We start from the raw sequence: 18,810 nt of genomic DNA, 5'->3' as shown, positions 1-18,810 counted from the left end.
AGCGGGGTGTCGCAGGTGCCGGCGCCCGAAGCTTCGGTGACAGTGGCGCACGGCTTCGCCCGTGCCCGCCGTGGTCTTCTGCTCCTGGCCGCCGTCGGCCTGCTGGTCGCCACCACTGCGTGCGATGGCGGTGACGCTGGTAGGAAGGCGCCGGGAAAGGGGCAGGCGGCGGTCCTGCTGGACGGCACGGACAACGACGCGCTCCAGGTGCAACTGGGCGACGGACTCGGCGGTTTCACCGCTGGGTCAGACGGCACCGTCTATATACTCAGCGGCGGCATCCAGCGCATCAAGAGCGACCGCACGGTGACGACGCTGCTGCCCGACCTGACTCACCACTCCCGTGGCCTGGTCTCGTTGCGGGACGGCTCGCTGGTCTTCAGCACGGATTACGCCGTACAAAAACTCGACCGGCACCGTAACGTCAGCGTCCTGGCGGGCGTGCCCCGCAGGACACGGTCCGCCACAGCGCTGGTCCCGAAGTCCACCAGCGCCAGTGGCTTCAGGTTCCGTAGCTACGAAGTCGCCCCTATCGGCGTCCGTCCCGACGGGTCGTTGATCGTGCTTGACGGTGGCGTGGTCTGGTCGCTGGCCAAGGGGCGTCTCACTCGCCTCTACGAGGTACCTGCGGCCGACCGGAAGACACGGGATCTGGGGGACCACGACACCGCCGCCGTCGACCACGAGGGCACGGTCTACGTCACCGTGGATACTTCGGTCGGCTCGTCCTCGTACCGGCGCGTCGCGGACATCATGGCCATCCACACGGATGGAACGACCGCTCCCATCGCTCTGCCTCAGTCCGTCGCGGGCTTGAAGGGGCGACCCGCTGACCTGAGAGTGTCCTCCCTCACTGCGGACGGTGCCGACGGCATATACGTCAATGCCGCCGACGACCACGGGATGTACGTCCTCCACCTGCACGCCGGCCGAGTGGACCTGGTGGCGCGTGCCCTGTACGACGCCAAGGGGAACCTTCAGGACTCCAGGGGCTGCGAGTTGAAGCACCCGGTGGACGCCAAGAAGCTGCCGTGCGCGCTGCCCTGGTCCATCACATACGGAGACGGAAAACTAGTCCTCGGCGGGCACGAGGGCTACCTGCTCCAAATCGGCACAAAGTAACGGGAAACATCAATGGGCATACCCGACGAAGACAAGCTCGGCTACCTCTGCCGCCAGGACATGAACAAGATCGAGACGTCCGTCTCGAACATCCGCGCCGCCATCACGGCCGTCAACAACCTCATCGGCTGCGAGACCTGGGTCGGCGCCGCCGCCGACAAGTGGGGCAACGACTTCCAGGGCCGCATGGGAGCCCTCGGCAAGCTCTTTGACTCCTACCCCCCGGAGGAGAACCGTCTGGTCACCAAGGCCCAGAAGGACCAAGCGGCCATGGACCGCAAGCGGACAGGCGGAGGGGCGTAGGACGGGCGCTCCCGGTGGCCGGTTCCCGGCTTCACGGAGGCGTGGCAACTGTCGCACACACGAGGCAACTTGATCGGTTCGGTCGTTTGTTAGCATCTGCACTCAGTGCCTTGCGGCCGATCGACTACGGGGTTGACATGGGAAGACCGGACGAACGGGGCGAGACGCCCGCGCAATTGCGGAAACGGGCGGATGACCTGCGCGAATGTGCCCGCAAGGCACGGGCCCTTGCCGGGTCGCTCGGGCCGTATCTCGACAACGCGGTGACGAACGCGACACAGGGCATATGGAAGGGCCCGTTCGCAGAGGCATCCACCGCGACACTCCGCGCCCGCAAGGGCTCACTGCACTCGATGGCCGGTGATCTGATAGCCGACGCCCGGCGTTGGGAGACCGAGGCGCGCAACCTCGATGAAGCGGCCGCCAAGGCCAAAAGCGACAAGCCGGGCGGGTGAACTGATGCCATTCGCCGGCTTCGACATCCCGAAGATACGCAGCCTCGGGAGCAACCTGACGACACTGGGCGACAACGTGGGCAAGCTGCACAGCGACATTTCCGCGGTGCTGACCCAGGCCCAGAGCCTGCTCGGTGGCAAACCCGCCACCACGAGCCCGGCCCTCGAACCCCTGCTCGCCAACCCCTTCTCCTTCTGGCCTTTCGGCGGCGGCACCCTGCCGGGGTCGCTTCGCGGCGAGCTGCACGACATGTCCGACTCAATGACGCGCCGCTGCAACCAGCTGGAGAAGTGCAACGACCTGCTCGCCAAGGGGTACGCCATCGACGCGGCGCTCGCCTTCGCCGACGAGAACGCTCCCGACGAGAAGAAGATCACCGACGCGATGTCGGCGCTCGCCGCGCTCGACGACAAGGACTTCGGTGACGACGGCAACCGAGACGATCTCAATGCGGTCAAGGACAAGCTCAACGCCCTGACCCCCGCCGAATTCGACGCCTTCCTGGCCAAGGTCCCGGCCGAGGACCTCCGCCGCTACGGCGACCTGGCGAAGAAGACCGACGACAGCGGCATGTGGTGGTGGGAGTCACACGACGGCATTCCCGCAGCCCAGTTCCGCGACCACCTGAGCGGACTGCTGAAGAAGACAGGGCCGTCACACTGGGCCAAGCTCGAGGCGGCGTTCCCGGGGATACAGCCGGGATTCGACACAACGGACGCGTGGCTCCAGGGATACAACTCCCAGCTGAACCAGGGTGTGGAGGGCATGCACTACGGCACGCCGGCCGACCCGTTGTTCGCCACCCCCGGAAAGGTCGACGCGTCGAGCATCTCGCAGGGTCAGTTTGGGGACTGCTGGTACATCGCGTCCCTCACCGCGACAGCGCAGGCGGATCCGAAGTTCATCGCCGAAGGAATCAAGCAGAACCCAAACGGCACGGTGGACGTCCGGATCTGGGACAAGGACGGCAATCAGCACTGGGTCACCGTCACCCCCGACCTTCCGATGGACAAGAACGGAAACCTGGTGTCGGCCCATGGAACCGGGGAGACCTGGCCCGCGTACTACGAGAAGGCGTTCGCCCTGATGTACGGCGGCGACAAGGGCGGAACCCCTGACAACCACATGGGGGACAAGCTCTACGACCGCGCCGAGTCCGGCAACTACGGTGCCACCGAGTGGGACTTCACCAACATGGCCCCGCCCTATGTGACCGGCCACGACTCCAAGTCGATCGACAACAACCTGGACTCCATCAAGAAGTCCTTCGAGTCGCATCACCCGGTGATCGTGGCGACCGGGTCCGTCGACGCCAAGGACGTACCGAACGAATGGAAGAGCAGCTTCGTCAGCCGGCACGTCTTCTACGTCAAGGGATTCACCCCTGACGGCAAGATCATCCTCGGCAACCCGTGGGGCGGCGGCGCTCCGGACGTCGTGGCGACGGCCGATCAGTACGAGAAATACTTCAACACCCCACAGGAACTGCAGGTGAAGAAATGAGAATCGCGAAGATCGGCGGTGCTGTCTGCCTCACGCTGATGCTCGCCGCCTGCGGTACGAACGGCGGTGCCAAGGCATCGGACACCACGCATCCCTCGGCTACCTCCTCGTCACCACAGCCCGTGCCGGCCGCCGACAAGGGCCCGGAGTGCGACGGCGGCAAGGACGCCAAGGGCGTGCACGTCCTACGGGGTGGCACCGCCGCACTGCCGGGCGGCGGCAAGGTGACCTACGCGGAGGCGGGCGCCGACGGGAAGCACCGCACCGCGGTGCTGTCCCTGGGCACGACCAAGCAGACCGTGGCAGCGGGGCGAAAGGTCACCCTGGAGGGGCATTCCTTCACGGTCGCCCAGATCTGCACCTATCGGGTGGTCCTCACCACGCCGGACCACAGCGGCACGAACGAGGGGGCGCACATGGCCAAGTGGCCGACGACGCAGGACGGTCACTGGCGGCTGCGCTGGCACGTGCCCGACAACGGGCCTGCCATGGGCGCCGTCCTGTCCGACATCCAAAGTGGTCCGCCCCGGGTCTCGATCAGCGTGACGGCCCCGGGCCAGGGCCAGCTTGCCTTCTATGACGATGTACGCGGCGGCAGCACCGTCGAGATCGCGGACCGGCTGTGGAAGGTCGTGACCATCGACGCCGGGCACATGGACGTCGAAATGAACTCGCCGGACTTCAAAGCGGGATACGTGGACTTGCGTGAGGTCGGCGACACCCAATAGTTCTGAGCTGTACCGGGGTCATGGAGTCCGGAAAACAACTCCGCCACGGTAACGGTGCGTCGAACGGGTCACCCTACTCATCGTCACCCGTAAGGGTGACCGCGCCTGCAAACTCCCGCCGCACCAGCGTGCCCTGCGACAAGGCACTGCCGAGCCGGCGCGGCGAGCGTTGGCTGCTCGCCGCGCCTGCGCCGAGGGCCGTCAGCCGACCATCACTTGCTCCTGGCCGCGTTGGCCAGCTCCTCATCGATCTGCTCAAACTTGTCGGCCGCGTTGGCGAGGTAGTCCCCCATGCCGTCAAGACCTTCGATCGTGTCCTTCGTTCCCCGCACGAACTCGTCGAAGTTATCGTCGAAGGCCTTCGACGAACTCTTGGTGACGTAGCCGGACTCGACCAGGTTGGCGATGTACTTGCGCAGAGCGTCGAGCTTCTCGTGGAGCTTTTCCTTCTCCTTCACGACATGCTTGGCCGCATCGCGCATGTCCTGGTATGTGACATCAAGGTCCTTGGCCATGAAGCCGCTCCCTCATCAAACCACCGCAGGGCCATCCCTTGTGGCTCCCTGTGCGCGCAGCTTATGGCCGTTGCACTCGCCGTTGCCATCGGGAAGCCCGGCGGCCTTCCGTTGCCCCGTGGCCGAAGGGAACGGATTTCGTCAACTACTCTCGGTGACCTGCGTGGCGAAAGCGGCCACACGGGCTTGGGAGGATCAGCGTGCGCCTGACTCTGACCGTCGTCGACCCGTTCGGCGGGGGCTCCGCCGACGTCGTACTCGATGCCGACCCCGAGTCCACCGTGGGGGACATCGCCCAGGAACTGGCCAAGCAGGTCGGGCAGAGCGGGGCGCAGGTCATACCCATCGGGCAGCACGGGCCGGTGCCGACGGGCGGGGCGCCGCTCGTGTACGTCGACGGGTACGCCGTAGATCCGACCGCGACGGTCGTCGGGTCGCCGTTGCGCGAAGGGGCCGTCGTCAGTCTGCAGGATCCCGCCGGATGTCTGCCTGGCGAACCCAGCGGCCTCGTCGAGCTGCGCGTCGTCGGCGGGCCCGCGGCCGGGTTCGTGCACCGGCTCGGTGTCGGCCGGTACGACATCGGCAGCGGGCCGGCGTCGTACATCCGGATCGAGGACCCTGAACTCGACGCCCGCGCACTGACGTTGTCAGTCGCAACCGACGGCACCTGCCGAGTCGCCGTGCACCAGGACAAGGAGGGCGTCACCCTCGACGGCGAGAAGGTCGACGGGATCGACGGGGACGCGTGGCCGCTCGGCGGACAGATCGCGGTCGGCAACAGCCTGCTGGAGCTGGCCCGTTACAGCCCGCCCAACGCCGCCCTCAAGTGGTCCGACGACGGCGTCGGGCTCGACTACAACCGGCCGCCCCGGCTGCGTCCGCCGGACCGTCAGACCAAGTTCCGGCTGCCCAGCCCGCCCCGCGAGTACGAGGCCCGGCCGCTGCCCTGGCTGATGGCGCTCACGCCGCTCGTGGGCTCGGTCGTATCTGTGCTCATCTTTCACCGCTGGTACTACCTGATCATGGCGGGGCTCAGCCCCATCATGTTCTTCGCCAACTACTTCATGGACAAGAGGCACGGGCGCAAGTCCCATGCGAAGCAGGTCAAGGAGTACAAGGAGCAGAAGGAGCGGATCGAGAAGGACGCTCAGGACGCCTTGACGGCCGAGCGGTTGGACCGGCGGAACGCCGTTCCCGACCCGGCCGCCGTCCTCTCCCTCGGTACCGGGCCGCGTACCCGGCTGTGGGAACGGCGGCGTACCGACCGTGACCATCTGCTGGTGCGGGTCGGGACCGGGCGGCTGCCCTCCGAGGTGGTGCTCGACGACCCCGAGCAGGACGACCACCGGCGGCAGGTGACCTGGAACATCGAGGACTCTCCTGTCGCCCTCTCCCTGCGTTCCCTCGGTGTCATCGGCATGGCGGGGCCCGGCGACTCGGCCCGTGCCCTCGGGCGGTGGGCGGTCGGGCAGACCGCCGCGCTGCACAGTCCGATGGACGTGCAGTTCTACGTGCTCAGCGAGAACAACGCGCAGAGCGGCTGGGACTGGGTGCGCTGGCTGCCGCACTCCCGGCCGTCCGGCGGGCAGGACGTCAACGTCCTGATCGGCACCGACGCCGAGACCGTCGGCGCCCGTATCGGCGAACTGACGCAGATCCTCGACGCCCGCAAGAAGGCCGCCGAGCAGAACCACGGGCAGGGCACCAGCTTCAGCGAGCCGGACATCGTCGTCGTATGGGACGGATCGCGGCGGCTGCGGTCGCTGCCGGGCGCCGTACGACTGCTGCGCGAGGGACCCGCCGTCGCGATGTACGCCATCTGTCTGGACGCCGAGGAGCGGTTCCTGCCGGGCGAGTGCCAGGCGTTCGTCGTCGCCGAGCCCAAGGCCCAGGAGTACGACTCCCACCGCGCCGCACAGCCCGCGGCCTCCCAGCAGGTCGCCGGGGGCTTCCCGTCCTTCCAGGCCTGGCATGCGCCCAACGGTCCCGAGGCCGAACGCACCGAGCAGGTCCGGGAGTTGCGGCTGCGCGTCGAGGAGGCGGGCGCGGAGGGCATCAAGGACGTACGGCCCGACTTCGTCTCCGCCCCCTGGTGCCTGCGCCTCGCCCGCTCCCTCTCGGCCCTGCGCGACATCAGCGGGGAGACCGAGGACTCGGCCCTCCCGGGGGCCAGCCGGCTGCTCGACGTGCTCCAGTTGGAGCCTCCGACGAGTGATGCCATCGTCGCGCGGTGGCGGATGGGCGGGCAGTCGACGCTCGCGGTGATCGGTGAGTCGTACGACGGTCCGTTCGACATCGACATGCGCAAGGACGGGCCGCACGGTCTGATCGCCGGTACCACCGGTTCCGGTAAGTCGGAGCTGCTGCAGACCATCGTGGCGTCGCTGGCCGTGGCCAACACGCCGGAGAACATGACGTTCGTCCTCGTCGACTACAAAGGCGGCTCGGCGTTCAAGGACTGTGTGAAGCTGCCGCACACCGTCGGCATGGTCACCGACCTCGACGCCCACCTCGTGGAGCGGGCACTGGAGTCGCTGGGCGCGGAGTTGAAGCGGCGCGAGCACATCCTGGCCGCGGCCGACGCCAAGGACATCGAGGACTACCAGGACCTCGTGCGCAGGGATCCGTTGCATGCGCCGGTCCCCCGACTCCTCATCGTCATCGACGAGTTCGCGTCCATGGTGCGCGATCTGCCCGACTTCGTCACCGGGCTGGTCAACGTCGCCCAGCGAGGCCGTTCCCTCGGCATCCACCTGCTGCTGGCCACGCAGCGGCCGAGCGGTGTCGTGTCCCCGGAGATCCGGGCCAACACCAACCTCCGTATCGCCCTGCGCGTGACCGACGGCGGAGAGTCGAGCGACGTCATCGACTCGCCCGAGGCCGGGCACATCTCGAAGAACACGCCGGGCCGGGCGTACGTACGGCTCGGTCACGCGTCCCTGGTGCCCTTCCAGTCGGGCCGTGTCGGTGGCCGCAGGCCCGGTGCCGCCGACCCCGCCGCCCTCGCGCCCTGGGTGGGCGAGCTGACCTGGGAGGACCTGGGCCGGGCCGCGCTGGTGAAGCCGAAGGCGGAGGCGCGCGAGGACGAGGAGATCACCGACCTCAAGGTGCTCGTCGACGCCGTACGGGAGGCCGACCGGGCGCTCGGCATCCCGGCCCAGCACAAGCCGTGGCTGGACGCGCTCTCCGAGACCCTGCTCCTCGACGAGATCGAGACGTCCGTCGCGGCACGGGCGCCCGGCAAGCTGCCGCCCGCCCCGTACGGCGTGGAGGACCTGCCCGCCGACCAGGCCCGCCGCCCGGTCGTGGTCGACTTCTCCACCTTCGGCCACCTCATGATCGGCGGCGCGCCCCGGAGCGGCCGCTCCCAGGTGCTGCGGACCATCGCGGGCTCCCTCGCCCGCACCCACTCCTGCGCCGACGTCCACCTGTACGGCATCGACTGCGGCAACGGCGCGCTCAACGCCCTCACCCGGCTGCCGCACTGCGGCGCGGTCGTCGGCCGCAACCAGACCGAGCGGGTGATCCGCCTGGTCAACCGGCTCAAGGGCGAACTCTCCCGGCGTCAGGACCTGTTGGCGGAGAAGGGCTACGCCGACATCGGTGAGCAGCGGGCCGCGGCGCCCGAGGACCAGCAGCTGCCGCACATCGTCGTACTCCTCGACCGGTGGGAGGGCTGGATTCCCACGCTCGGCGAGATCGACCACGGGTCGCTGACGGACGAGCTGACGACGATGATGCGGGAGGGCGCGAGCGTCGGCATCCACCTGGTCCTCACCGGTGACCGCACCCTCCTCGTCGGCCGCGTCGCGACACTCACCGAGGACAAGTACGGCCTCCGCCTCGCCGACCGCAGCGACTTCTCGACGCTCGGCATCCCGGCCCGCAAGGTCCCGGAGGAGATCCCGCCGGGCCGTGCCTTCCGCAACGAGTCCGGTACGGAGACGCAGTTCGCGCTGCTGACGGAGGACACGACCGGGCAGGGCCAGGCGGCGGCGATCTCCGCGATCGGCGAGGCGGCGACGGCCCGGGACGCGTCCGTCCCGCGCTCCCGGCGCCCCTTCCGCGTCGACAGCCTGCCCAGCCGGATCTCCTTCACCGACGCCTGGGAGATGCGCGACCCGGAGGCCTCCCGGTCCCGGCTGTGGGCGCTGGCGGGCATCGGTGGCGACGAGATCGTGGGCTTCGGCCCGGACCTGGCCGAGGGCGTGCCGACCTTCGTCATCGCGGGCCCGGCCAAGTCCGGCCGCTCGACGGTCCTGATGAACTTCGCGCAGTCCTTCCTCGCGCAGGGCGTACGCCTGGTCGTCGCGGCCCCCCGCCAGTCCCCGCTCCGCCAACTCGACGGCACGGAAGGCGTGCTGAAGCTCTTCACCGGCGACGACATCGACGAGGACGACTTCGAGGAGGTCATCGACTCGGCGTCCCTGGAGGAGCCCGTCGCCGTGCTCGTCGACGACGGCGAGATCCTCGAGGACTGCGACGCCGAGAGCCATATGAAGAAGATCGTCTCGCGCGGCGCCGAACGCGGCCTCGCCCTCGTCATCGCCGGTGACGAGGAAGACGTGTGCAGCGGCTTCTCCGGCTGGCAGGTCGACGCCAAGAAGGGCCGCCGCGGCATCCTGCTCTCCCCGCAGGACACCTCCAGCGGCGACCTCATCGGCGTACGGCTGAACCGGAGCCTGGTGGGCGGACAGGTGGTCCCCGGCAAGGGCATGCTGCACCTGGGGGACGGGGAGCTGCGGACGGTGGTGATCCCCGGGTGAGCGGGGGGTCGGGCAAGCCGAAGCGGGGGAAGGCGGCACCGGCCTCCCTGCGGTACGAACACGGGCGGCGGCCTGTGGTGCCGGCGAAGAAGCGGGACTGGGGTGGCTGCGGCTTCATCCTGCTGCCGGTGCTGGGCTTCCTGGCGCTCGTCGTTCCGATGGTCATGGCCGACCACAGCTGGGGCGACCGGGTGTGGGGCGAGGTGGCGCCCGGGTGGCCGGGCGGTGCCTACGTCTTCGCCGTCACGGTCGGTGCCGTGGTTCCGCTCGCCCTGGCCGCCGTCATCGCGCCGCTCAGCCGGATGAAGTGGAAGGCGGGCAAGGTCCGTTCGCTGCTCTGGACCGCCGCAGCGCTGCCCGGGTTCGCCGCCTGCTGGCTGCTGTCCTTCGTGATCCTCAAGACCACCCGGCCCAAGCGCCGCTGGGACTGGGACGACGAGTGCTACAGCAGGGGCAACGCCTGCTGGGTGCACGAGCAGTATCCGTGGATCTGGGCGGTGGGCCTGCTCGCCACACTCGTGACGGCCGCGCTGCTGATCGTCACCCTGGTCCGGCTCGCCGACCGGAAGTCCCCGCCCGCTACTTGACCTTCGACATCCGCGAGACCGGGTTGCCCTCCGCCGAGCTGTCCGAGGTGTACTTCAGGTCGTCGCCGACCGGCGTCAACTCCACCTGGTGGGCTGCGGGGTTGCAGCCGTCGTGGTTGCCCTTGGCGCCCACCGAGGTGGCGAGGATCCGTGTCTTCGTCACCTTCTTCAGGGTCAGTACGTCGGTGCACACGCCGCCGAGCTGGTCGGTCTGCGTGAGCCGGCCCAACTCCCGTCCCACTGTCGCCTGGTGGACCGTGAGCCGGAAGGTGCCGACGGGCAGGTTGCCGTCGAGGGCGGTGGCCTGGCCTTCCCAGGTGCCGAGGTAGCGGGCAGGGACCGGGGTCGGGACGGGAGTGGCGATGGCGCTGGACGTGGAGTCGCCCACGGAGCCGGGGCCGGTGCCGGGTGCCGTGCTGTCGACGGGCGCCGGCGAGTAGGCACTGCCCCCGGCCGTGTCGTCGTCACCGCCACCGATCATCGGACGCACCAGGAACCCCAGCCCCACCGTCACCCCCACCAGCGCCCCCGCGACGGCGAGGGCGACCGTGCAGCTCACCCGGCGCCCGCGCCCTCCCTCGCCCGGGGTTGAGGTGGCCGCCATGGTGACGGACACCTTGCCCGGCCGCTGCTCCAAGGGCGCCGGGGGCGCGTCCCGGGGCTCGGGCATGGCGACCGGCATGGCGACCGGCTCCGGCATCACCGGCGCCGGCCCGAACTCCCCGACTCCTGCCCCGCCCCCGACCCCCGAAGCCCCGCCCACGGAAGGGCTGCTGAACCCCACCGGCCCGGACGGCACCGCCTCCGCGGCCTCCAGGTTCAGCAGGTGTACGGCGCCGCGGCTGACCTGCTCGACCAGCGGGCCCGGCAGCCAGCCGCCCGCGACCAGCCGGGCCGCTCCGTCGGGAGCCAGCCGCTGGGCCACCTCCCCGGGCGTGGGCCGGCGGCCGGGTTCCTTGGCCAGGCAGGCCTCGGCCACTTCCCGCAACTCTCCGCCGAGCGCGCCGAGTTCCGGCTCCTCGTGGACGACCTTGTACAGCAGCGCGGCCGAGGAGTCCCCCGGGAAGGGCGGTTCGCCGGTCGCCGCGTACGCCAGGACCGCGCCGAGGGAGAAGACGTCCGCCGCGCCGGTGACGCCCTTGCCGACGATCTGCTCGGGCGACATGTAGCCGGGCGAGCCGACGGAGACGCCGGAGGAGGTCAGGGACGCGGTGCCGTCGGTGGCGCGGGCGATGCCGAAGTCGATCAGCAGGGGGCCGTCGAGGGTGAGCAGGACGTTGGACGGCTTGACGTCCCGGTGCACCAGGCCCAGTTCGTGGACGGCCGCCAGCGCCTCGGCGAGGCCGGCGCCCAGGGCCCGTACGGAGGGCGCGGGCAGCGGACCGTCGGCCTCCACCGCCGCGGCGAGGGTCGGCCCGGCCGCGTAGGCCGTGGCGACCCACGGCACGGGGGCCTCGGGGTCGGCGTCCAGAACGCGCGCCGTCCAGGCCCCGCCGACCCGCCGGGCGGCCGCGATCTCGCGCCGGAACCGCGCGCGGAACTCCTCGTCCAGCGCGAAGTGCGGGTGCACGATCTTGACCGCGACCGTACGGCCGCCCGCGCTGCGCCCCAGGTAGACCCGCCCCATCCCGCCCGCGCCGAGCCGGCCGAGCAGCCGGTAGGGCCCGATGACGGCAGGTTCGTCGGCCGCGAGCGGCTGCATGGCGTCCCCTCTCCCCCTCAGGACCTGCGCCTGGCTCCCCTTGTACGCCTGTATGGCCCGTACGCCGTGCTGCCAGCAGCGTAGTGACTACGGCCGGAGCAGTTCCACCTTCACGTCCGCCGGGAAGCCGGTCGTCGGCCCCACCCGCCGGGCGAACTCCGCGACCGCGTCGAGCTGCGGGCCGCCGAAGCTGAAGTCGAGGGTGGTGAAGTACTGCGCCAGGGTCCGCTCGTCGAAGTCCTCCCAGCGGGCCGCCTGCTCGGCGACCTTGGCGACCTCCTCCAGGGAGAGGTTGCGGGAGGAGAGGAAGGCCTCGTGCACCTGGCGGGTGATGTCCGGCTCCCGCTCGAGGTAGTCCCGCCGGGCGGCCCAGACGGCGAACACGAAGGGCAGGCCGGTCCACTCCTTCCACAGCACGCCGAGGTCGTGCACCTCGAGCCCGTAGCGCGGCCCGTCCAGCAGGTTGGCCCGCAGCGCCGCGTCCCCGATCAGTACGGCGGCCTCGGCCTCCTGCATCATGAGGCTGAGGTCGGGCGGGCAGGTGTAGTAGTCGGGCCGGACGCCGTAGCGCTCGGCGAGCAGCAGCTGGGCAAGGCGGACGGAGGTGCGGGAGGTCGAGCCGAGGGCGACCCGGGCACCGTCCAGCTGGTCGAGGGGGACCTGGGAGACGATCACGCAGGACATCACCGGCCCGTCGCAGCCGACGGCGATGTCGGGGAAGGCGACCAGGTCGTCCGCGTTGCGCAGGAACTCCACGAGGGTGATGGGCCCGATGTCGAGGTCCCCCCGCACCAGCCGCTCGCTGAGCTTCTCGGGCGTGTCCTTGGTCAGCTCGAAGTCGAGGAGGGTGCCGGTTCTCGCGAGCCCCCAGTAGAGGGGCAGGCAGTTCAGGAACTGGATATGACCGACGCGCGGCCGGGTGCGAGAATTGTCCACATCGCGAGACTAGACCCCTTGCGATACGGTGCCGCGCGCGGCCCCTCGGTCAACTGGCCCATCTGGCGGTCAAACTTCCGGGTGACGTGATCTTGACCTCTATTGCTTCGGGCAGCCCACGTGCTAGGCTCGCCGCAAGTTGCAGTTTGGTTTCCCTTGCAGTACAGAGCCTGCGGAGCATGTAACCGCGGGCTCTAGTCGTTTTCAGACGTATGCAGTTGTGCGGCACTTGCTTTCACGCTTGCAGGGTTCTGGAGCAGGGCAACCCTTTGGGCCCAAGGAGGGCTTATGGCTACCGGAACCGTGAAGTGGTTCAACGCCGAAAAGGGCTTTGGCTTCATCGCCCAGGAAGGCGGCGGCCCCGACGTCTTCGTTCACTACTCCGCGATCAACGCCAGCGGGTTCCGCTCCCTGGAGGAGAACCAGCAGGTGAGCTTCGACGTCACGCAGGGCCCGAAGGGTCCGCAGGCGGAGAACGTCACCCCCGTCTGATCACAGACTGATTAGCGGCCTGATTAGCAGTACCCAAGGAGCCCCGCGCCATCCAGCGACGGGGCTCCTGCCTTTTCCCGCAGGCGTTGCATTCGTTCGCGTCCGTTCATTTCCAGTTCACACGTGCTGCATGATCAGTACGAACTTCGTGCCGTCCGCGAGCGCCTCGTACATGTGCGGCACGTCCCCGCGATACGACATGTAGTCCCCCGGACCCAGTTCGACGGCTTCCCCGTGCGGCCCCGCCTTCACGCGGCCCTCGCCGACCACGATGTGCTCGACGGTCCCCGGAATGTGCGGCTCGGAATCCCGTACGGTCCCGGGCTCCAGCCATACGTAGTAAATGTCCCGCCGGGCACCGGGCGGGCTCGCGGAAAGCAGTGCGGCCAGATAGCTGGACTGCTCGGAGTGCACGGTGGGCCCCTCCCCCGCCCGGATCACCTGAACAGCCGACACGGGCGGCTCCACCAGCGCGCTGAACGGCACCCCGAGGGCCACCGCCAGCGCCCAGATCGTCTCCATGCTCGGATTCCCGCCCGCCCCCTCCAGCTGCGACAGCGTGGACTTCGCGATCCCGGCCCGCTTGGCCAGCTCCGAGAGCGACAGCCCGGCCCGGCCACGTTCACGTCGGAGGGAGGCGGCGATCCAGTCGAGGGGGAGCCGGGCGGGGACTGAGTCGGACATGGTGTTCGCTCCATCGGTATGACTGTTCGGCTTGACGAACGGTGCGGTTGCTGTTCATTGTAGAGAACATGCGTTCGCTGTTCCGAACACCGACACCGACACCGACGCCACCACCGACACCGATAAGAGGCACCCGAACTGCCCTGATCCGCGACAGCTCGCTCGTCTGGCTGGCCTGCGGCATCGTCGGTGTCTCCTTCGGCGCGGTCTCCGTCGCCGGCGGTCTGCCGCTGTGGGTGCCGGTGGTGATGTCGCTGGTGGTGTACGCCGGTTCGGCCCAATTCAGCGCGGTGGGCGTGCTGCTCGCGGGCGGCGGCCCGCTGGCCGCGGCGGCCACCGGCCTGCTCCTCAACACCCGTACGGCCGCCTTCAGCATCGGTGTCGCGGAGATCATCGGCCGGGGCCGCCTGGCCCGGCTCGTCGGCGCCCACCTGGTAACCGACGAGACCGTGGCCTTCGCCCTCGCCCAGCGGGACCCGGAGCGGCGCCGGACGGCTTTCTGGATCTCCGGACTCGGCCTGTTCGTCACCTGGAACACCGGGGTACTGGCGGGCGCGTTGGCCGGAAGCGCCCTCGGCGACACCGCCCGGTACGGCCTGGACGCCGCCTTCCCCGCCGTCCTCGTGGCCCTGGTCCTGCCCACCCTGCGCACGGACCGGGCGGTACGACGCTCCGCCCTGCTCGGCGGCGCCCTGGCCCTGGCGGTGACGCCCGCCGTCCCGGCCGGCGTGCCGGTACTGGTGGCCCTGTGCGGGCTGCTGCTGCACCGCCCTGCTCGGGCGGGGGCCGTGGCGAACGGCGCGGACGGCAAGGCGGCCCGGTGAACGCCACGGTCGCCATGATCCTGGCCCTCGCCGTGGGCACGTACGCCTTCCGGCTGGTGGGCCCCGTACTGCACGGGCGCGTCGAGATACCGGCGCGAGTGCAGGAACTGGCCTCTGCCGGGGCAGTCGTGCTGCTGGTCGCCCTGCTGGCGACGGGCGCGCTGACCGAGGGCGGGGGTTTCGCCGGGTGGGCGCGGCCGGTCGGGGTGCTGGTGGCGGGGGTGCTGGCGTGGCGGCGGGCGCCGTTCGTGGTGGTGGTGTTGGGGGCGGCTGCGGTGACGGGGGGTTTGCGGGCGGTGGGGGTGGGGTGAGGCGAGGTGAGGTGAGGGGAGGCGAGACAGAGGGGCGGCGAGACAGAGGGGCGGCGGGTGGCCGGTAAGTGCCGGTCGGGGCCGGTGATTGTCGGTGGGGGCCGGTGATTGTCCGTGGGGGCCGCTAGGGTCCCCGGCCATGACCGACACCGACTTCCTGACCACCACCCGGACCTTCTACGACACGGTCGTGGAGGACTACGCGGCCCACTTCCGCGACGGGCTGGCCGTCAGGCCGCTGGACCGGGCGGTGCTGACCGGTTTCGCCGAACTCGTCGGGGCCGGCGGACAGGTGGCCGACCTGGGATGCGGGCCGGGGCGCGTGACGGCGTACCTGGACTCGCTGGGCCTGTCCGTCTTCGGGGTCGACCTCTCGGCGGGGATGGTGGAACTGGCCCGGCGCGAGAACCCCGGTCTGCGCTTCTCGCAGGGCTCGATGCTGGACCTCGACCTGCCCGACGGCGGGCTGGCGGGGGTGGTCGCCTGGTACTCGGCGGTGATCCACACCCCTGCCGACCGGCTACCCGACCTCTTCGCCGAGCTGGCCCGCGTACTGGCGCCCGGCGGCCACCTCCTGACGGGCTTCCAGGTGGGCGACGAACCTCTCCACCTCGACCAGCCCTTCGGCCACCCGGTGTCCCTGGACTTCCACCGCCGACAGCCCGACCGCATCGCCGAGTTGCTGGAGGCGGCGGGGTTGGAGGTCCGGGCCCGGCTGGTACGCGAGTCGGCCCCGGACATCGGCGAGTCGACACCACAGGCGTTCCTGATCGCCCGCAAACCCCAGGCGGCAGGCGAGGCAGGCTCGGCGGCGACTGCGGGGAGCGGCGGGGGCGCCTGACTGCCGTGCTGCTTGACTGCTTGCGGCCTTGATGCGGGGGGGCGGGAGCACTGGAGGGCTGGGCGGGGTTTCGGGGCGGGTGAGGCGGAGGCCGATTGGGTGGTGACCGTGGGGCCGCCCGCTTCTTTTGCATTGTCGTGCTTCCGCGATCCGAGTAAAGGGCGCTGCGTTCCGCTTCGCTGCACTCCGCGTCGCCTGCGGCGATCGGCCTTGCGGCCGACCCTTGACTCGGCTCGCTCCAGCGCGGGTGAGAAGCGAGCGGGCAGCCCGGGAAAGCGGGGGCCCGGGCGGGCGTCCCTTGCGTGGGCTGGGCTGCTGGGCGGGGTTGGGGGCGCGGTCGCGCCTCGCCCGCACGCCGGGCTGGCTTAGCGGCTTGCGGCCGGTGGTTGGTGGGCGCGCTGGGTGGTGGCGGCACGCCGGGCCGGCTCAGCGGCGATCGGTGGGTGGAGGCGGGGCGCGCAGTCGGCGGGTGGTGGCACGCCGGGTCGGCTAAGAGGCTTGCGGTGTGTGGGGGATGCGGGCGTGGAGACGGCGGCTTTCGTGCGGAACACCTCCCACAGCAGTACCAAAAGGGACAAATCGGTCGGGAGGGTGGGGTGGCGGCCATGATTGGCAGATATGGGCCACCTCCCAACTCAGTGACCTGCGGTTTTGCGGCCCATCCCTGGTACAAATCTGCCAATCACCAGCCGGCCCACGGCGACTGTGACTGGTGGTGTGAGTGTGACGAACCCTCACCGACCGCAAGCCGCCAGGCCGACCTGGCCTGCCGCCCCCCACTCACCGCTAGCCGCTGAGCGTCCCGGCGTGCCACCACCCACCCAGCGCGCATCCGCACCACCCACTCACCGATCGCCGCCGATCCCACCCGGCGTGCTGGCGAGGCGCGTCCGCGCTCCCTATCCCGGCCCGCAGCCCAGCTGGCGGAAGGGAAGACCGGCCTCGGCCCCCGCTTCCCTGGGCTGCCCGCTCGCTTCTTCCCCGTGGTGGAGCGAGCCGAGTCAAGGGTGGCCCGAAGGGCCATCGGCGCAGCCGACGCGAAGCGCCCTTTACTCGGGTCGCGGAGGCACGACAATCGCGAAGAAGCGGGCGGCCCACGGCAACCACTCAACCAGCGGCAACCTCACCCCGCCCCCTTACCCACCCAGCACCCTCACGCAGTCCTGCCAGGCCGGTGGGGTGAGTAGGGGGCGGAGGCGGGTGAAGAGGGTTAGGAGGGCTGGGGCGTGGTGATTGCGGAAGGTGGGGTCTTCGGCGGCCAGGTCCAGTTCGTTGGCGGCTGTGAGTTCGGCGAAGTCTCGGGCCTCGCGGGGCGGCAAGGAGACCGCCCGAGTCGTGAAGCGGTCGTTGAACGGGGAGTTGGGGGCCGTGGCCCCCAGGGTCGGGTACGTCGTGCCGCGGTCGCAGCTCGCGTATGTGTAGACGATCGCTTCCGCTTCCTCCCCGATGGCTGCCCTTAGTTCGTCGCGGTGCGTGTGCGGGAGCAGGGGTTTCGGGAAGCCGTCGGTGCCGTAGCAAGCGTGGCAGAGGCCGGCCAGTTGGAGGGCCGGGCGGGCGCCCCAGCCGGCCAGCCGGGCGCGTACTCGGTCGCAGTGGGCGAGGAGGGTGCCGCCCGGGTGGGGGATCGTATCCGCGTTCAGCCGGCGTAGTAGCGCGGTCGCTTCCTCCATGTGCCTCCCCGTCCCCGTTCCCGTCCCCGTTTCCTCGCCGTGGGCGGTCGGCACCCGCTCCCGGGAGCGGGTTGCCGCCTGGGCCCTGGGGAAATCGTCGTACGGGGCAACTCACCAGTCAATCCTGGGGATTTGGCAGCAGACCCAAGTGTTAACTTGGGGGTCGTGACGCTCGATGATCTGCGCGTGTTCGTGGCCGTGTGCCGGGGCGGGAGCCTCAGCGCGGTGGCCCGGGAGCTGGGGTGTACGCAGTCGGCGGTGAGCCAGCACGTGAAGCGGCTGGAGCGGGAGACCGGCGTGGCCCTGCTGGAGCGGCAGCCCCGCGGGGTCGTGCCGACGCAGGCTGGGCGGGTGCTGGAGGCCGCCGCCGCGGAAGGGATCGCGGGACTCGACCTCGCCGTACGGGAGTTGCGGGACCTCGTCGACGGGCGCAGCGGGTATGTGCGGGTCGCCACGGGGGCCACCACCGTGCGGCACTTCATGTCGGACGCCGTCGTGCGGTTCCGGCGGCGCTATCCGCACGTCAACCTCGAGTTCCGGACCGTCAGTTCAGGGCGCGGCAGCTTCGACGCGCTCGCCGACGGCACGCTCGACCTCGCCTGGATCACCCTCGGTCCCTCCGTGCGCGGGATCGAGCAGCGGGCGGTGGTCGAGCTGCCCTGGGTACTGGCCGTACGGGCCGACGATCCGCTCGCCCGGCGCCCCCACCTCGACGCCGGCGAACTGCGTGACGTACGGCTGATCCGGCTGCCGCCCAACTCCGCTTCCGCCGCCCATCTCGACGTCGCCTGCGAGGAACTCGGCGTGCGTCTTGCCTACGAGCCCAGCGTCGCCGACTGGGACACCGCCCTGCTCCTCGCCGAGCTGGGGGCCGGGCGGGCCGTCGTGCCCGCCGTGCCCGGGTTGCCCGTTCCGGGGGAGGGGCAGCTCCGGCTCGTTCCCCTCCCCGGGCTGCGGCCACTTCCCGTCGGGTGGGCCGTACGCCGCTGGGACGCGCTCAGTCCGGCGGCGCGGGCCTTCGCCGACACGGTCGTCGAGAGCCGAGTGCGGGCGAGCTGAGGGGGAATTCCGCCCACACCGTCTTGCCGACCGTGCGCTCGGTGACGCCCCAGGCTTGCGACAGCAGTGATACGAGGATCAGGCCGCGGCCGTGCTCGTCGTCCTCCGTGGCGAACCTCAGCCTTCTGTCTCCTCTCGCGTCGGTCACCTCGATACGGAGGGTTTCCTCGGGGAGCAGTCGGAGGCGCAGCTCGAAGTCCCTGCCCGGTACGCGGCCGTGCGTCACCGCGTTCGCCGCGAGCTCTGCCACGAGGTGTTGGGCGGTGTCGTTCACGTCTCCGTCGTGGGGATAGCCCCAGCTCGGGTGAGGG

General features: G+C 70.2%; 17 protein-coding genes and 2 pseudogenes. 13 read left to right on the top strand and 6 right to left on the bottom strand.

The genetic code is table 11. The features are described 5' to 3' along the window. Positions 1-6: 6 nt before the first annotated feature. The 6 genes and pseudogenes from ACWGJM_RS23535 to ACWGJM_RS23510 form a co-directional block, all read left to right on the top strand. Positions 7-1,122: a hypothetical protein gene (locus ACWGJM_RS23535; protein WP_453413645.1), complete on the top strand. Its 1,116-nt coding sequence runs from the start codon at positions 7-9 to the stop codon at positions 1,120-1,122. A gap of 12 nt (positions 1,123-1,134) precedes the next feature. After that, complete coding sequence (locus ACWGJM_RS23530) at positions 1,135-1,425, top strand: hypothetical protein (protein WP_453413644.1); 291 nt, start codon at positions 1,135-1,137, stop codon at positions 1,423-1,425. Positions 1,426-1,535: 110 nt separating this feature from the next. Then, the gene (locus ACWGJM_RS23525; protein ID WP_453413643.1) at positions 1,536-1,880 is read left to right on the top strand and encodes a hypothetical protein; all 345 of its coding nucleotides are present in this window, start codon (positions 1,536-1,538) and stop codon (positions 1,878-1,880) included. Positions 1,881-1,884: 4 nt separating this feature from the next. Beyond that, entirely contained in the window at positions 1,885-3,384 is a 1,500-nt protein-coding gene (locus ACWGJM_RS23520) for a C2 family cysteine protease (protein WP_453413642.1), read from the top strand. Next, positions 3,381-4,112, top strand: a complete 732-nt coding sequence (locus tag ACWGJM_RS23515) for a hypothetical protein (protein ID WP_453413641.1) — start codon at positions 3,381-3,383, stop codon at positions 4,110-4,112. The genes ACWGJM_RS23520 and ACWGJM_RS23515 overlap by 4 nt, the downstream gene beginning before the upstream one ends. Before the next feature lie 58 nt (positions 4,113-4,170). Beyond that, a pseudogene (locus ACWGJM_RS23510) lies at positions 4,171-4,248 on the top strand (IS5/IS1182 family transposase); the annotation flags it as partial. A 76-nt stretch (positions 4,249-4,324) separates the two neighbouring features. Here the strand turns inward: ACWGJM_RS23510 and ACWGJM_RS23505 are convergent. Continuing rightward, a complete protein-coding gene (locus ACWGJM_RS23505; protein ID WP_453413640.1) occupies positions 4,325-4,627 on the bottom strand; it encodes a WXG100 family type VII secretion target in 303 nt (100 codons plus the stop codon). A gap of 200 nt (positions 4,628-4,827) precedes the next feature. Here ACWGJM_RS23505 and ACWGJM_RS23500 point away from each other — a divergent pair, with 200 nt between their 5' ends. After that, the gene (locus ACWGJM_RS23500; protein WP_453413639.1) at positions 4,828-9,393 is read left to right on the top strand and encodes an FtsK/SpoIIIE domain-containing protein; all 4,566 of its coding nucleotides are present in this window, start codon (positions 4,828-4,830) and stop codon (positions 9,391-9,393) included. Then, positions 9,390-9,980 (top strand): hypothetical protein, encoded by a 591-nt coding sequence (locus tag ACWGJM_RS23495; RefSeq protein ID WP_453413638.1) that lies wholly within the window; start codon positions 9,390-9,392, stop codon positions 9,978-9,980. The genes ACWGJM_RS23500 and ACWGJM_RS23495 overlap by 4 nt, the downstream gene beginning before the upstream one ends. Here ACWGJM_RS23495 and ACWGJM_RS23490 read toward each other — a convergent pair. Both ACWGJM_RS23490 and ACWGJM_RS23485 read right to left on the bottom strand, forming a co-directional pair. Continuing rightward, entirely contained in the window at positions 9,973-11,682 is a 1,710-nt protein-coding gene (locus ACWGJM_RS23490; RefSeq protein ID WP_453413637.1) for a serine/threonine-protein kinase, read from the bottom strand. The genes ACWGJM_RS23495 and ACWGJM_RS23490 overlap by 8 nt on opposite strands. Before the next feature lie 87 nt (positions 11,683-11,769). Next, complete coding sequence (locus ACWGJM_RS23485) at positions 11,770-12,618, bottom strand: menaquinone biosynthetic enzyme MqnA/MqnD family protein (protein ID WP_453413636.1); 849 nt, start codon at positions 12,616-12,618, stop codon at positions 11,770-11,772. Positions 12,619-12,906: 288 nt separating this feature from the next. Here ACWGJM_RS23485 and ACWGJM_RS23480 point away from each other — a divergent pair, with 288 nt between their 5' ends. Beyond that, a complete protein-coding gene (locus tag ACWGJM_RS23480; protein ID WP_003992177.1) occupies positions 12,907-13,110 on the top strand; it encodes a cold-shock protein in 204 nt (67 codons plus the stop codon). 117 nt (positions 13,111-13,227) lie between these two features. On the opposite strand, the gene ACWGJM_RS23475 is transcribed toward ACWGJM_RS23480, so the two are convergent. Next, a complete protein-coding gene (locus ACWGJM_RS23475) occupies positions 13,228-13,794 on the bottom strand; it encodes a helix-turn-helix domain-containing protein (RefSeq protein ID WP_453413635.1) in 567 nt (188 codons plus the stop codon). A gap of 68 nt (positions 13,795-13,862) precedes the next feature. On the opposite strand from ACWGJM_RS23475, the gene ACWGJM_RS23470 reads away from it, so the two are divergent. From ACWGJM_RS23470 to ACWGJM_RS23460, 3 genes are all read left to right on the top strand, one after another. Beyond that, entirely contained in the window at positions 13,863-14,618 is a 756-nt protein-coding gene (locus ACWGJM_RS23470; RefSeq protein WP_453413634.1) for an AzlC family ABC transporter permease, read from the top strand. A gap of 14 nt (positions 14,619-14,632) precedes the next feature. Next, complete coding sequence (locus ACWGJM_RS23465; RefSeq protein ID WP_453413712.1) at positions 14,633-14,929, top strand: AzlD domain-containing protein; 297 nt, start codon at positions 14,633-14,635, stop codon at positions 14,927-14,929. 139 nt (positions 14,930-15,068) lie between these two features. After that, entirely contained in the window at positions 15,069-15,770 is a 702-nt protein-coding gene (locus ACWGJM_RS23460) for a class I SAM-dependent DNA methyltransferase (protein WP_453413633.1), read from the top strand. 1,136 nt (positions 15,771-16,906) lie between these two features. On the opposite strand, the gene ACWGJM_RS23455 is transcribed toward ACWGJM_RS23460, so the two are convergent. Continuing rightward, on the bottom strand, positions 16,907-17,440 hold the full coding sequence (locus tag ACWGJM_RS23455) for a DUF6817 domain-containing protein (protein WP_453413632.1): 534 nt from the start codon (positions 17,438-17,440) through the stop codon (positions 16,907-16,909). Between the two features lie 165 nt (positions 17,441-17,605). On the opposite strand from ACWGJM_RS23455, the gene ACWGJM_RS23450 reads away from it, so the two are divergent. Beyond that, entirely contained in the window at positions 17,606-18,499 is an 894-nt protein-coding gene (locus ACWGJM_RS23450; protein WP_453413631.1) for a LysR family transcriptional regulator, read from the top strand. Here the strand turns inward: ACWGJM_RS23450 and ACWGJM_RS23445 are convergent. Next, positions 18,438-18,797, bottom strand: a pseudogene (locus tag ACWGJM_RS23445) (ATP-binding protein); the annotation flags it as partial. The gene ACWGJM_RS23450 and the pseudogene ACWGJM_RS23445 sit on opposite strands and share 62 nt — an antisense overlap. Positions 18,798-18,810: the final 13 nt, after the last annotated feature.

Source organism: Streptomyces sp. NPDC054834, from assembly GCF_053611185.1.
This window is presented reverse-complemented; position numbering and strand designations above follow the sequence as displayed.